Origin of the sequence: Streptomyces sp. NPDC051172 (assembly GCF_040682555.1) — a bacterium.
GTDB lineage: Bacteria > Actinomycetota > Actinomycetes > Streptomycetales > Streptomycetaceae > Streptomyces.
On record NZ_JBFBBE010000005.1, the window covers coordinates 1 to 13,859 of the forward strand.

Here is a 13,859-nt window from a genome sequence, read left to right on the forward strand (position 1 = left end):
GGGCCCTTCTGCGATCTTTCCCTGCCGGAGGCAGCAAAAAGGCCCCCTCCGAAGAGGGGGCCCACTTGCAGGGGGTGCTACCGCAGTCGTGCCATGAGCGCGTGCTCGACCAGGGTGATCAGCGCGCTCTTGGCGTCGGCCCGGTGCCGGGCATCGGTGGTGATGATCGGGGTGTCCGGACCGATCTGCAGGGCTTCCCGGACCTCGTCCGGGTTGTACGGCTGGTTGCCGTCGAAGCCGTTCAGGGCGATCACGAAGGGCAGGCCGCTGTTCTCGAAGTAGTCGACCGCGGGGAAGCAGTCGGCGAGACGGCGGGTGTCGACCAGGACGATCGCGCCGATGGCGCCGCGCACCAGGTCGTCCCACATGAACCAGAACCGGTCCTGACCGGGGGTGCCGAACAGGTACAGGATCAGGTCCTGGTCCAGGGTGATGCGGCCGAAGTCCATGGCCACCGTGGTGGTGGTCTTGTCCCCGGTGTGGGTGAGGTCGTCGATGCCCGCGGAAGCGGACGTCATGACGGCCTCGGTACGCAGCGGGTTGATCTCCGAGACGGCCCCGACGAACGTGGTCTTGCCCACGCCGAAGCCACCCGCCACCACGATCTTCGCCGAGGTGGTGGAGCGGGAAGGACCGCCGCTAGAGCTTGCGAAGTCCACTGAGCACCCTTTCGAGCAGTGTCACGTCTGGCTGGCCGCCGGCGTTCTCGTCGCCGCCGGGCTGATGGATGGCGACCAGTCCCGCCTCCGCCAAGTCGGCGACGAGGATCCTGGCCACGCCGAGAGGGATCGTCAGGAGGGCGGAGATTTCCGCCACCGACTTGATCTCGCGGCAGAGGTTGCAGATCCGCTGATGCTCGGGCAGCTGGCCCTGCATCTGGTGCGGCTGCGCGGTGGTGTGCACCAGCGCCTCGATGGCGAGCTGGTAGCGCGGGCGGGTCCGGCCGCCGGTCATGGCGTACGGACGCACCAGGGGGTTGTTCGACGACCCTGCGGGCGCCGGCTCGGGAGCGCGGCGCTGCGGCTGCACGGGCTGGATACGCGGCGCCGGCGGCTGGTCGTACGGCGAAGGACCGGGGCCCTGCGGACCCTGGGGTGCATACGGGTTCTGACGCCGCTGGCTCGGGGTGGAGGGGAAGTTGTAGCGGTTCGGGTTCTGGGAACCGCCGCCCTGGCCCTGGGCAGGGCCGTACGACCAGTTGCCCGAATTCGAACCGCCTGGGGGTGTTGCCACTCTCTTCTCCTCCTCCGACCGTGCCGGGCACCCAATCCCTGTGGAGCCGCGTCCCGAAACCTTACGGCCCCGGGACGCCAAAACGCACCGTCTGTCTGTCAGTTGAGCAGGCTGCCCTGGAGCTCCGCACGAAGATCCGGTGTCAGGACCGTACCGGCACGGTCGACAAGAAGAGCCATCTCGTACCCAATGAGACCGATGTCCGCCTCGGGGTGGGCCAGCACGGCGAGCGAGGAACCGTCGGACACGGACATGATGAAGAGGAATCCCCGCTCCATCTCCACAACCGTCTGGTTCACGCTGCCGCCCTCGAAGATGCGCGAGGCACCGGCCGTCAGCGAGGTCAGACCCGACGCGACGGCCGCCAGCTGGTCGGCGCGGTCGCGCGGAAACCCTTCGGACATCGCCAGAAGGAGTCCATCGGCGGAGACCACCACCGTGTGGGACACCCCCGGGGTGTTGTCCACGAAGTTGGTGATCAACCAGTTCAGGTTCTGTGCCGCCTGGCTCATCGGGCTCACACTAACGCTCCTGGTTGTAGGTGCTGTCAGGACCGAAGCCCTGACCGTTCGTTTCACTGCTCGCGTTGCGTCCGCGCTGGACGCCCCGGCGCAGGTTGCTCAGCCTGCCCCGGACGTCCTCCGGGGCGCGGGAGACCTGTGGGCCGCCCTGCGGGGTGGTCTCGGCGGCTCCCTCGACCAGGTTGGCCTTGGGCACCCGCCGCGGCAGGCCGGAGGAGGTGACCCCGCCCGCCTTGGGCTTCCGGAGTTGAGCGGCCTGCTGCCAGCGGTCGTCGTTCGCCGAACGCCAGTCGCCGGTGCCATTGCCGTTGCTCTCCGGCTTGGGGGCCGGCGCCTCCTGGCTCACGTGCCGCGCGCCGTTCGGACCGCTCGTGCCGTTCGCACCTCCCGCGAACGATCCGCGGCGGGGCAGTCCGGCGTCGGTCAGCGCGTGGGCGGCGGAAGAGGCCGGTCCCGGACGGTCGAAGCCTACGCGGTCGCGCTCGCTCACGTCAGCGGCCTGCGCAGATTCCGTTTCCGGAGCGTAATCCGAGGAGTAGCCGTTCTGGTAGCCGTCCTGCTGCGGCCAGTCGTCCTGCTGGCGGCGCTCCTGGAAGGCCGGGAAGGGCTCCGGGGCGGAGGCGCGCTCCTCGCGGACCGGTTCCGCATACGAGGGCTCGGGGTAGCCGCCGTTCGACGAGAACGTGTCGCTGTGCGGAAGCCCGCCGTTCGGCGCGTAGTACGGCTCGTCGTACGACGGGCGGGGAGCCGGTTCGTCATACGCGGGGCGCTGCTGCTCCTCGTACGGAGTCTGCTGCGGCTCGTCGTAGGCCGGGCGCGGGTCGTAGCCGCCGGGCTGCTGCTCGGGGAAGCCGCCGAGGCCGTTGTCGTAGGACGGCTGGTCGAACGCGTCGGCGTACGGGGTCTCGGGGGACTCCTGGGCCGGCTGGTCCTGCGCCTGGGACTCCAGGGCCGCACGGCGCTCCTCGCGCATCAGCGAGCGGCCGACGGTGTCCAGCTCGCGTATGTCGTCCGGGATCTCGGAGTAGCGGCTGTCGTCGAAGCCGAGTTCCGCGGCCGTGCGCATCGGCAGGCCGTTGTTGAAGTCCTCACCCTGGTAGCTCTGCTCCGGGATGATCTGCGAGACCGTGAACTCGTCGCGCGGCTGCTGCTGCTCGCCGCCACCACCGTGGGTGATCGCGTCCGGCAGCATGACCAGCGAGGTGGTGCCCGCCTGCTCGCCGGAGGGGCGCAGCTGGACGCGGATGCCGTGCCGGTCGGACAGCCGGCCGACCACGAACAGGCCCATGCGCTGGGATATCGCGGCGTCGACGGTGGGCGGGTTCGCGAGCTTGTGGTTGATGTCCGCGAAGTCCTCGGCGGTCAGGCCGATGCCCTTGTCGTGGATCTCGATCATGATGCGGCCGTCGGGCAGCCGGGTCGCGGTGACGCGGACCTTGGTCTGCGGGGACGAGAACGTGGTGGCGTTCTCCAGCAGCTCGGCGAGCAGGTGCACGAGGTCGGTGACCGCGCGGCCGTGGATCTCGGCCTCCGGGACGCCCGACAGCTCGATGCGCTCGTACTGCTCCACCTCGGAGGAGGCGGCGCGCACCACGTCGATGAGCGGGACCGGCTGGTCCCAGCGGCGGCCCGGCTCCTCGCCGGCGAGGACCAGGAGGTTCTCGCCGTTGCGGCGCATACGGGTCGCGAGGTGGTCCAGGCGGAAGAGGTTCTCCAGCTGGTCCGGGTCGGCCTCGTTGTTCTCCAGGTCGGTGATCAGGGTCAGCTGGCCCTCGATCAGCGACTGGTTGCGGCGCGAGAGGTTGGTGAAGATCGCGTTGATGTTGCCCCGCAGCAGGGCCTGCTCGGCGGCGAGCCGGACCGCCTCGCGGTGGACCTGGTCGAAGGCGCGGGCGACCTCGCCGATCTCGTCGCGGGTGTTGATCGGGATGGGCTGGACGCGGGTGTCCACGCGGCCCGGGTCGGTGCGCGAGAGCTGGTCGACCAGCATCGGCAGCCGCTGCTCGGCGATGCCGAAGGCGGCGTTGCGCAGCTGGCGCATCGAGCGGGACATCTGGCGGGCCACGGCACCGGCCAGGATGAACGCCAGGAGCAGGGCGACGACGACGGCGGCACCCGTGATGAGGGCGTCACGCTTGGCGTTGTCGGCGATGTTCGAGGCCTCGTTCACGGCCTTGTCGGCCATGTCCGACTGGATCTGGCGGTAGACGTTGTACCGGAGGGTGTTGACCGCCCACCAGTTCTCGGCGGTGATGCCCTGCTGGGCGAGCACGGCGCGGGCGCCGGTGTCGGTGCTCTGCAGCGACGACAGGGCCGTGACCATGGCGGTCGGGTCGGCCGGCGGTGGCACGTACGCCTGGTTGTTGGCGGCTGCCTGCGCGGCGGCCTGCTTGGCCTGGGCCACGCCCTCGGCCTTGGCCTTCGTCTCCAGGTCGATGAGCTTCTGCGCGTCCGCCTCGGTGCCGCCCGCCTTGTACTCCTCGATGGCGATGCCTTCGAGGTAGGCGTAGGAGGAGAGGGCGACGCGCTGCTTGGCGAAGTCGTCCTTCTTGGGGCCGGGCGCGATCAGCAGATGCATGCCGATCGACCGTTCCAGGGACAGGGCGGCCTGGGTGAGCGAGATGGCGTAGACGGTCCGGCCGTAGCTGGTGATGTTGCCCGTGCCCAGGCCCAGCTCGTTGGCGAACTCCATCAGCGGGTGGGCGATGCCGACGTAGCCCTCCTCGGTCTGCACGCCGTGCACCTTGGAGGAGTATGCGGTCGCGCGCAGGGTGGCCAGCTGCGGCTCGGCCTGGCGGAACAGCTTGAGGCGGCGCAGCAGGCCGGACTTCTGCGGCATGTGCTGCGCCGCCGCGTCGAAGGCGTCGGCCGCGTCGTCGGTGGCCTTGCGGGCCGCGTCGACCGTCGCCTTGTCCTTGGCGGTCGCGCTCTTGCCCTTGAGCAGCGGTGCCGCGGTGATGTCGCGCTCGTTGTTCACCGCGTTGGCATAGGTCAGGGAGGCCCGCACCAGCCGTGCGGTGTTCTCCGCGTCCTGTGCCTCCTGCCAGGTGTCGATCGAGCTCTTCACCTGGAAGCCGCCCATGACAAGCCCGACCGTCACGGGTATGAGCAGGATCGCGTTCAGCCGGGTCGGCACCCGCCAGTTGCGGGGGGAGAAACGGCCGCCGCTCGGAGCGGGTGGGGCCGTCGGTTCCGAACCGGGCACAGGGGCGGGCGCCGCTCCGCGCGGCGGCGGGGTGAAGTTGCCCCGGGCCGACGGCTCGGGACCGTTCTTGCTTCGCCTCACTCGACCAACAACCTCTCGGCGGCGGGCACCAACGTTGTGCCGCAGTGTCTCAGAGCCCAGTACGCCATTGAGTACGCAGTACTACCGAGTACGTCTTTGACTATTGGGCAGTTCAGGCATTCCAGCACGACGACCTGCGCTCTTCCAAACAGTGGAAAGCAAGGATTCCGTGTGATGTAAGCCCCAGATAAAACGGTCATAAAGAACGAGCCCCGTCAAAAGACGGGGCTGATGTGAGCGCAGCGAGACCGTTTGGCAACGACGCGTGGCCGTGCTACCCGATTCCTCTGCCGAAACGTTATGAACACCGGGGCCGACCGTGTCAAAGGCCACAGTCGGCTCCGATGCGTCTACGACAACTGCCGTACGGCATGGCTGATTTGGGTGTTACCTCAGCCGTGCCATGAGAGCGTGCTCGACCAGCGTGATCAGCGCACTCTTGGCATCTCCGCGGTGCCGGGCGTCCGTCGTGATGATCGGGGTGTCCGGACCGATCTGCAGCGCCTCGCGCACCTCCTCGGGAGCATACGGCTGGTGTCCGTCGAAGCCGTTCAGCGCGACGACGAAGGGCAGGCCGCTGTTCTCGAAGTAGTCGACCGCGGGGAAGCAGTCCGCCAGGCGCCGGGTGTCCACGAGCACCACCGCGCCGATGGCGCCGCGCACCAGGTCGTCCCACATGAACCAGAACCGGTCCTGGCCCGGTGTACCGAAGAGGTACAGGATCAGGTCCTGGTCCAGGGTGATGCGGCCGAAGTCCATGGCCACCGTGGTGGTGGTCTTGTCCCCGGTGTGGGTGAGGTCGTCGATGCCCGCGGAAGCGGACGTCATGACGGCCTCGGTGCGCAGCGGGTTGATCTCCGAGACGGCGCCGACGAACGTGGTCTTGCCCACGCCGAAGCCGCCCGCCACCACGATCTTGGCGGAGGTGGTGGCACGACTCGGTTCAGAGCTTGCGAAGTCCACTGAGCACCCTTTCGAGCAGTGTCACGTCCGGCGCACCGGTCGTCTCGTCGCCACCAGGCTGGTGGATGGCGACGAGTCCGGCCTCGGCCAGGTCCGCGACAAGGATCCGGGCCACGCCCAGCGGCATGGACAAGAGCGCCGACACCTCTGCGACCGACTTCACCTCACGGCACAGGTGGCAGATGCGCTGGTGCTCAGGGAGCAGCCCCATGAGTGCTGCAGGGTCGGCCGTGGTGCTGATCAGCGCTTCGATGGCCAGCTGATAGCGGGGCCGGGTCCGGCCACCGGTCATCGCGTACGGACGCACCAGTGGCTGGTCGCCCTCGTCCTCGTACGGCTCCGCGTACGGATCATGAGAGGCGGTGGGCGGGGTCATGAATCCTCCGGGCGGGACAGCAAGTCGGTCGGGCTGGCCGTCTTATTGGCCGTGGGGGGATTGTGGCGGCCGGACGGTGATGTGGTGACGGGGGTGGATCCTGGGCGGGTCAGTGGAGCAGACTGCCCTGGAGTTCGGCGCGCAGATCCGGCGTGAGGACCGCACCTGCCCGGTCGACGAGCAGCGCCATCTCGTAGCCCACCAGGCCGATGTCGCACTCGGGGTGCGCGAGCACGGCCAGGGACGAGCCGTCCGAGACGGACATCAGGAAGAGGAAACCCCGCTCCATCTCGACGACCGTCTGCGCCACGTTGCCGCCCTCGAAGATCCGGGAGGCCCCGGCCGTCAGCGAGGTCAGTCCGGACGCGACGGCCGCCAGCTGATCGGCGCGGTCGCGGGGGAAGCCTTCCGACATCGCCAGAAGGAGACCGTCGGCGGACACGACGACGGTGTGGGACACACCCGGGGTGTTGTCCACGAAGTTGGTGATCAACCAGTTGAGGTTCTGTGCCGCTTGGCTCATCTGGCTCAACTAACGCTCCTGCTGGTGAGTGGGGCTCGGGAAACTGCCGGTCTGACCGGTACCGGCCTGGCGACCCTGCGCGATGCCCCGACGGAGATTGGTCAGCCGGCCGCGTACGTCGTCAGGCGCACGCGAGACCTGCGGACCGGATTGGTGCTGTTGCTGCTGAGCCGTGCCCGGAACGAGGTTCGCCCGGGGCACCCGGCGCGGCAGGCCGGAGGTGGTGACGCCGCCCGCCGCCGGCTGCCTGACACGCTCTGCCTGCCGGACGAGATCGTCGTTCGGCGAGGTGCGCCAGGAAGAGGTGGCGGGACGCTGTGAAGCCGCAGAGTGCTGCGGGGCCGCGGGGGCGGCCGGAGCCTGCGGCTGCTGCGGGGCCGGTGCGGAGCCGTTGCTCTGCTGACCGCCCTGCTGGCCGTGGAACCAGTTGGTCTCCAGCGTGTCGTACAGCGGTGTACGACCGTCGCCCGGACCCGGCGCCGGCGGCAGCGCCTCGGGCTCCTGGCGGACGGGCCGCTGCTGCGGACGCTGCGGAGCCGGCTGCCGCGGAGCACCGAAGTCGCCGCCCGGACGCTCGAACTGCCCGGTGTCACCGGGGTTCTGGCGACCCGGCAGGGAGTGCTGCCCGGTGGAGCCGTTGTCGTAGCCCGGTGTGGCGAACTGGCCCGTGGAGCTGCCGTCGTACGCCTGAGGACTAGCGAACTGGCCCGTGTTGGCGGGGTTGTTCGGGTTGTTCTGGCCGCCTCGCCCGTTCTGGCCGGACGGAGCGCCGAAGACGTCCGAGCGGACGAACTGGCCCGTGTTCTGCGAACCGTTACCGCTCGGCTGCTGCGCCCCGAAGTCCTGGGCGGCGAACTGACCGGTGTGCTGCGGGTTGCCCGGCGCCGGAGCACCGAAGTCGGGGCGGGCGAATTCCGAGGTGGAACCGGGGCCCTGACGCTCGTCGGACCGCGGGATCGCCGGCATCTCGGACGTCGCGTCGATGCGCGGCATCCGGGAGGTCTCGTCGTGGCCGCGCGGGGTGTCGAGCGAGGCACGCGGCACCGGAGGCTGCGCGTTCTCGTCGCTCCAGCTCGGCCGGGACTGCGGGTTGCCGCCCGGCAGCTCGGCACGCGGACCGCCACGGCCCGGCAGCTGCGGCTGACGGCCACGCCGGCCGCGGCCCTGCTCATTGCCTGCGTCGGCGTTGTTCGAGGACTGCGGGGGTACGGCGCCGCGAGGGCCGCCGAAGCTGTCCTGACCCGTGCCCGCGGCCTGGAGGCCCTGCGGCGCACCAGGCGCCTGACCGAATCCGGCGCCCGCACCCGCGGGAGCCGGCCGGCCCTGCGGGGCCGGGGACTGCGGTCCACGCGCTCCGCCGGGCGCACCCGGACGGCCGTCGCCGGCACCCGGCAGCGCGGCCCGCGGGCCCTGGCCGGCACCGAGCAGACCACCACCGGAGGCTGCACCGGCACCGAGGGCGCCGCCACCGGCCTGGCGCCGTGCGGCGGCCACACCCGCGGCGGCCTGCGCTGCGGCGGGACCACCGGAGGTGCCGCCCTGACCCGGCTTGGGCTGCGGCTTCTTGCCGCCCTGGGCGACATCGACGGGCAGCATGACCAGCGCGGTCGTACCACCGGAGTCGGACGGACGCAGCTGGATGCGGATGCCGTGGCGCTGCGACAGCCGGCCGACCACGAACAGACCCATGCGGCGCGAGACCGAGACGTCCACGGTGGGCGGGGAGGCGAGCCGCTCGTTGATCGCCGCGAGGTCCTCGGGAGAGAGGCCGATACCGGTGTCGTGGATCTCGATCAGGACGCGGCCGTCGGGCAGTGCGTGACCGGTGACCTTGACCTTGGTCTGCGGCGAGGAGAACGAGGTCGCGTTCTCCAGCAGCTCGGCGAGCAGGTGCACGAGGTCGTTGACCACGCGGCCGGCCACTTCGGTGGTCGGCACGGCGGCCAGCTCGATGCGCTCGTACTGCTCCACCTCGGAGGCGGCGGCGCGGAGCACGTCGACCAGCGGGACCGGGCGGGTCCAGCGGCGGCCGGGCTCCTCACCGGCGAGGACGAGGAGGTTCTCACCGTTACGGCGCATGCGCGTCGCGAGGTGGTCGAGCTTGAACAGCGAGGACAGCTGGTCCGGGTCGGCCTCACGGGACTCGAGCTCGGAGATCAGCGACAGCTGACGCTGGATGAGGCCCTGGGAGCGGCGCGAGAGGTTGGTGAACATCGCGTTGACGTTGCCCCGGAGGAGGGCCTGCTCGGCGGCGAGGCGGACCGCCTCGCGGTGCACGTCGTCGAAGGCCGCGGCCACCTGGCCGATCTCGTCCCGGGAGTGCACACCGACCGACTCGACGGAGGTGTCGACGTCCTGCGGGTCCGACTCCGACAGCTGCTTGACCAGCTCGGGCAGCCGGTCCTGGGCGACCTTGTTGGCGGTCTCCTGCAGCCGGCGCAGCGAGCGGATCATGGAGCGGGCGATGACGAAGGCGCCGACGAGGGAGACGCCGAGCACCAGCAGGATCAGCGCACCGGAGATGATCGCCTCACGCTCGGAGGCGGAACGCAGCTCGCGGGCCTTCTGTTCCATGTCCTCGAGCAGCGTGTGCTCGATCTTCTTCATCTGCTCGATCTTGGTCGAGCTGTCGTCCACCCAGTCCTGGTACGAGCGCTTCGGCAGGTCGTCCAGGGCGTTCTGGGAGGCGAGGGCACGGCTGGCGTACTTGTCGCTGGCCGTGATCGTCGTGTTGTTCTCCTCGATGGGCTTGAGGAGAGCGGTGGCCTTGTCGGTGCCGTAGATGCTCCGGAAGCTGCGCAGCTCGGACTTCTGGCTCTCCAGCGCCGACTGCGCGTAGAGCCGGTCGTTCTCCGACAGGTCGCCGACCGTGGTGTTGTTCGCGGGGAGCGCCGCCGCCAGGACGGCGCGCTGCATCGACGCGTACTCCTTGGCGGAGGAGAAGGAGGCCAGGGCACGGGTGCGCTGGATCATCTCGGGGTTGCTGGTGGCCTCGGCCATGTCCTGGGAGAGGCTCAGCAGGTGTGTGACGAGACGGTGGTAGGCCTCGACGGTCTGGGTCGAGTTGTTCTTGGCCTGGTAGGCGCTGGAGCGGATCTTCGACAGCTGTTCGAGGTCGCCGACCACGCCGACGAGGCTCTCGCGGACGCCCTGGAGCGAGCCGTCCTTGTTGGAGGTGTCGATCTGCTCGGCGGAGTCGATGAAGTTGGTCTTGGCCCGGTCCGTCTTGTCCCGGTAGCCCTTGACCGTGTAGTCGCTCGCCTTGGAGCCGTGCGCCAGCGGACCGGAGGACAGGTCGCGCTCCTTCTGGAGCGCGTCGGCCAGCTCGGTGGCCTGCTTGGTCATGTCCGTCAGCAGCTTCATGTTGTCGAGCTGCTGGATGTCGTTCATGTTGTCGCTGATGCGCAGGGCGCCCAGCGAGGTGGCCGCCACCACGGGAAGCGCGAGCAGCGACACCAGGCGCGTGGAGATGCGCCAGTTGCGCAGCGCCACGCGGGATCCGGGGCCGCTCGGACCGCTCGGCGGCTTGACCGCCGGAGCGGCGGAGTTGGGGGGCCCGGGAGGTGCCGACGCGCCGGGGCGCCCGGAGCGCTCTCCGCCGTCGCCGGACGGTGCCGGGCCCGGGTTCTGGGCGTGCTGGGGGGAGGGACTGCCGGCATTGGGGCCAGTCCCGCCGTGCGGCTCCGGCTCCGCCGAAGCACTGCCATCCCTCTTGAAACGTCCCTGCACTAGCGTCGCAACCTCTGGACCAGGCGCCCCTCCGCGTGAACGGAAAGACACGGTGTCGGCGTTTTAGGTGGCGCCCTGAATGCGCCCCCTGTGGTCGTGAAGTGACCGGCGCTGGCTCCCCCTTCTCGCCGCAACGCGACGCTCGTCGCGCCCCCTGTGCGCCGGCTCGATCCTGCGGCGGTCCGTGGAATTCCAGCACAGTGCCGGATCTCCAACAAGGCCCGAGCACTATGCCGTGACGCACGTGACTGCACGTGAGTGCGGGATTACCGGACGTAGAAAGTGATCCCGTCCATAACGGACTTATGCGAGCGAGTCGCCCAGGTGGGAGCGGTGTCCCAGTCGCCATGATCAGGAGCGGAATGATGGCTTCAGGGGGTCAATGTCCGTTTCGTAGAGGTCACCCACAGGCCTGAATTGACCGTTTTGCCTGTCGGGTCGTGAGCAAACTCACATGCTGATCATGGGGTCTTCACGCCTTGGGGAGGGAATTGAATGTTTAGCCTGACGCTTTACAGGACGTAACACTTTGACAACTGCGCCTGCGCGAGGGGCCCGAGGTCCCGGCCGGACGCCCGGAGACGACAAGGTCACGTACAACAGTGAAGACGACGATGATGTTCCGCAACATAGCCAACCCGCGGCGCACGACGCTGGCGCACCTGGAGGACGCCGACGCGCTGCAGACGCCGCAGCAGCCGGAGCACTCCGTCGACCTCCCGTCCCAGACGGCCAACCCGCGCCGCACCATCCTGGTGGAGGCCCCCGCCACGGCCTCCGTCGCGCAGTAGTACGCACACCGGCCGTAGATCATTCACTGCGGCCGCGCACGGATCTTGGAGTCCCCTTCTGGGGGAGCGCGAAGCGGCCCCCTCACCGCGTTAGCCTGGAGCGTCAGACTCCAGCCGGCTCAAGTGAGGGGCGCAGGATCCCGTGCGCATCGCCAGGTTCTCCATCGACGGGAACGTCGCCTTCGGCGCGGTCGAGGGCGACCAGCCGGACGAGCTCGTCCTCGACATCATCAAGGGCATCCCGTTCGCGGACTTCGAGCTCTCCGGTACGAAGGTGCCGGTCAGCAAGGTCAGGCTGCTCCCGCCGGTGCTCCCCAACAAGGTCGTGGCCTTCGGCCGCAACTACGCGGAGCACGCGCGCGAACTCGGCAACGAGGTGCCCGATGCTCCGTTCGCCTTCTTCAAGCCCTCCACCTCGGTGATCGGCCCCGGCGACGAGATCCAGTACCCCTCCTTCTCCGAGGACCTGCACCACGAGGCCGAACTGGCCGTCGTCATCGGCCGCATGTGCCGCGAGGTCCCGCGCGAGCGCGTGGCCGACGTGATCTTCGGCTACACCTGCGCCAACGACGTCACCGCCCGCGATGTGCAGAGACGCGAGAAGCAGTGGGCCCGGGCCAAGGGCTTCGACACGTCCTGCCCGCTCGGCCCCTGGGTGGAGACCGGCATCGACCTCGCGACCGCGTCCGACCTGACCGTCCAGCTCACGGTCAACGGCGAACAACGCCAGCTCGGCCGCACCAGCGAGATGATCCACCCCATCGAGGATCTGATCGTCAACATCTCCGAGGCCATGACGCTGCTCCCCGGCGACGTGATCCTCACGGGCACCCCGGCAGGCGTCGGGCCGCTCACCGTCGGCGACGAGGTCGCCGTCACCATCGAAGGCATCGGCACTCTCACCAACAAGGTTGTCAAGCGTGGCTAGCGCACCCGGCTCCCCCGTACGCGTCCGTTTCTGCCCCTCGCCCACCGGTAACCCCCATGTGGGCCTGGTCCGCACGGCCCTGTTCAACTGGGCGTTCGCCCGGCACCACCAGGGCACTCTTGTCTTCCGCATCGAGGACACCGACGCCGCCCGCGACTCCGAGGAGTCGTACAACCAGCTGCTCGACTCGATGCGCTGGCTGGGCTTCGACTGGGACGAGGGCCCCGAGGTCGGCGGTCCGCACGCGCCGTACCGCCAGTCGCAGCGCATGGACCTCTACGCCGATGTCGCGCAGAAGCTCCTCGCCGCCGGGCACGCCTACCACTGCTACTGCTCCCAGGAGGAGCTGGACACCCGCCGCGAGGCTGCCCGCGCCGCCGGCAAGCCCTCCGGCTACGACGGCCACTGCCGCGACCTCACGGCCGCGCAGGTCGAGGAGTACAAGGCCCAGGGCCGTACGCCGATCGTCCGCTTCCGCATGCCCGACGAGACGATCACCTTCACGGACCTGGTCCGCGGCGAGCTGACCTTCACGCCGGAGAACGTCCCGGACTACGGCATCGTCCGCGCGAACGGCGCCCCGCTGTACACGCTCGTCAACCCGGTCGACGACGCCCTGATGGAGATCACCCACGTTCTGCGCGGCGAGGACCTGCTGTCCTCCACGCCCCGCCAGATCGCCCTCTACAAGGCGCTGACCGAGCTGGGCATCGCCAAGGAGACCCCGCAGTTCGGCCACCTGCCGTACGTGATGGGCGAGGGCAACAAGAAGCTGTCCAAGCGCGACCCGCAGTCCTCGCTGAACCTCTACCGCGAGCGCGGCTTCCTCCCGGAGGGCCTGCTCAACTACCTGTCCCTGCTGGGCTGGTCGCTCTCCGCGGACAAGGACATCTTCACCGTCGAGGAGATGGTGGCGGCCTTCGACATCGCGGACGTGAACCCCAACCCGGCCCGCTTCGACCTCAAGAAGTGCGAGGCGATCAACGCCGACCACATCCGCCTGCTGGATGTGAAGGACTTCACGGAGCGCTGCGCCCCCTGGCTCAAGGCCCCCTTCGCCCCCTGGGCGCCGGAGGACTTCGACGAGGCCAAGTGGCAGGCGGTCGCCCCGCACGCCCAGACCCGTCTGAAGGTCCTCTCGGAGATCACGGACAACGTCGACTTCCTGTTCCTCGCCGAGCCGGTCTTCGACGAGCCGTCCTGGACGAAGGCGATGAAGGAGGGCTCGGACGCGCTCCTGCGTACGGCCCGCGAGAAGCTGGAGTCCGCCGACTGGGCCTCCGCCGAGTCCCTCAAGGAGGCCGTCCTGGCCGCCGGCGAGACCCACGGCCTCAAGCTCGGCAAGGCCCAGGCCCCGGTCCGCGTCGCCGTCACCGGCCGCACGGTCGGCCTGCCGCTGTTCGAGTCCCTGGAGATCCTGGGCAAGGAGAAGACCCTGGCCCGCATCGACGCGGCGCTGGAGAAGCTGGCGGCGTAGGTCATGCACGGACGAAGGGGCGGCACCCGGAA

General features: G+C 69.5%; 11 protein-coding genes. 3 read left to right on the plus strand and 8 right to left on the minus strand.

What is annotated here, in order from left to right:
* Positions 1–77: 77 nt before the first annotated feature.
* The 8 genes from AB0N07_RS04050 to AB0N07_RS04085 all read right to left on the minus strand — a co-directional run bounded on the left by AB0N07_RS04050 (position 78) and on the right by AB0N07_RS04085 (position 10,631).
* A complete protein-coding gene (locus AB0N07_RS04050; RefSeq protein ID WP_026248371.1) occupies positions 78–659 on the minus strand; it encodes an ATP/GTP-binding protein in 582 nt (193 codons plus the stop codon).
* Positions 640–1,233, minus strand: a complete 594-nt coding sequence (locus AB0N07_RS04055; protein ID WP_115905690.1) for a DUF742 domain-containing protein — start codon at positions 1,231–1,233, stop codon at positions 640–642. The genes AB0N07_RS04050 and AB0N07_RS04055 overlap by 20 nt, the downstream gene beginning before the upstream one ends.
* Positions 1,234–1,331: 98 nt before the next feature.
* Positions 1,332–1,745 carry a roadblock/LC7 domain-containing protein gene (locus tag AB0N07_RS04060; RefSeq protein WP_005479603.1) on the minus strand — a complete coding sequence of 138 codons (414 nt, stop codon included), beginning with the start codon at positions 1,743–1,745 and terminating at the stop codon, positions 1,332–1,334.
* 10 nt (positions 1,746–1,755) lie between these two features.
* A complete protein-coding gene (locus tag AB0N07_RS04065; RefSeq protein WP_365831846.1) occupies positions 1,756–5,040 on the minus strand; it encodes a nitrate- and nitrite sensing domain-containing protein in 3,285 nt (1,094 codons plus the stop codon).
* A gap of 387 nt (positions 5,041–5,427) precedes the next feature.
* Positions 5,428–6,003: an ATP/GTP-binding protein gene (locus AB0N07_RS04070; RefSeq protein ID WP_030942998.1), complete on the minus strand. Its 576-nt coding sequence runs from the start codon at positions 6,001–6,003 to the stop codon at positions 5,428–5,430.
* Positions 5,984–6,379 (minus strand): DUF742 domain-containing protein, encoded by a 396-nt coding sequence (locus AB0N07_RS04075; RefSeq protein ID WP_030943001.1) that lies wholly within the window; start codon positions 6,377–6,379, stop codon positions 5,984–5,986. The genes AB0N07_RS04070 and AB0N07_RS04075 overlap by 20 nt, the downstream gene beginning before the upstream one ends.
* 109 nt (positions 6,380–6,488) lie before the next feature.
* Positions 6,489–6,902, minus strand: coding sequence for a roadblock/LC7 domain-containing protein (locus AB0N07_RS04080; RefSeq protein WP_003973453.1), 414 nt, complete (start codon positions 6,900–6,902; stop codon positions 6,489–6,491).
* 9 nt (positions 6,903–6,911) lie between these two features.
* Positions 6,912–10,631 (minus strand): nitrate- and nitrite sensing domain-containing protein, encoded by a 3,720-nt coding sequence (locus AB0N07_RS04085; RefSeq protein WP_365831849.1) that lies wholly within the window; start codon positions 10,629–10,631, stop codon positions 6,912–6,914.
* A gap of 602 nt (positions 10,632–11,233) precedes the next feature.
* On the opposite strand from AB0N07_RS04085, the gene AB0N07_RS04090 reads away from it, so the two are divergent.
* From AB0N07_RS04090 to gltX, 3 genes are all read left to right on the plus strand, one after another.
* Entirely contained in the window at positions 11,234–11,422 is a 189-nt protein-coding gene (locus tag AB0N07_RS04090; RefSeq protein ID WP_351475435.1) for a hypothetical protein, read from the plus strand.
* Positions 11,423–11,564: 142 nt separating this feature from the next.
* A complete protein-coding gene (locus AB0N07_RS04095) occupies positions 11,565–12,350 on the plus strand; it encodes a fumarylacetoacetate hydrolase family protein (RefSeq protein ID WP_365831851.1) in 786 nt (261 codons plus the stop codon).
* Complete coding sequence (gene gltX / locus AB0N07_RS04100) at positions 12,343–13,827, plus strand: glutamate--tRNA ligase (protein ID WP_365831853.1); 1,485 nt, start codon at positions 12,343–12,345, stop codon at positions 13,825–13,827. Before AB0N07_RS04095 ends, gltX begins: the two co-directional genes overlap by 8 nt.
* The last annotated feature ends 32 nt before the right edge of the window (positions 13,828–13,859 follow it).

Excerpts from the sequence above, each read along its gene's own strand:
- AB0N07_RS04060 (WP_005479603.1), bottom strand. The coding sequence starts at position 1,745 with ATGAGCCAGGCGGCACAGAACCTGAACTGGTTGATCACCAACTTCGTG.
- AB0N07_RS04075 (WP_030943001.1), bottom strand. The coding sequence starts at position 6,379 with ATGACCCCGCCCACCGCCTCTCATGATCCGTACGCGGAGCCGTACGAG.
- AB0N07_RS04080 (WP_003973453.1), bottom strand. The coding sequence starts at position 6,902 with ATGAGCCAAGCGGCACAGAACCTCAACTGGTTGATCACCAACTTCGTG.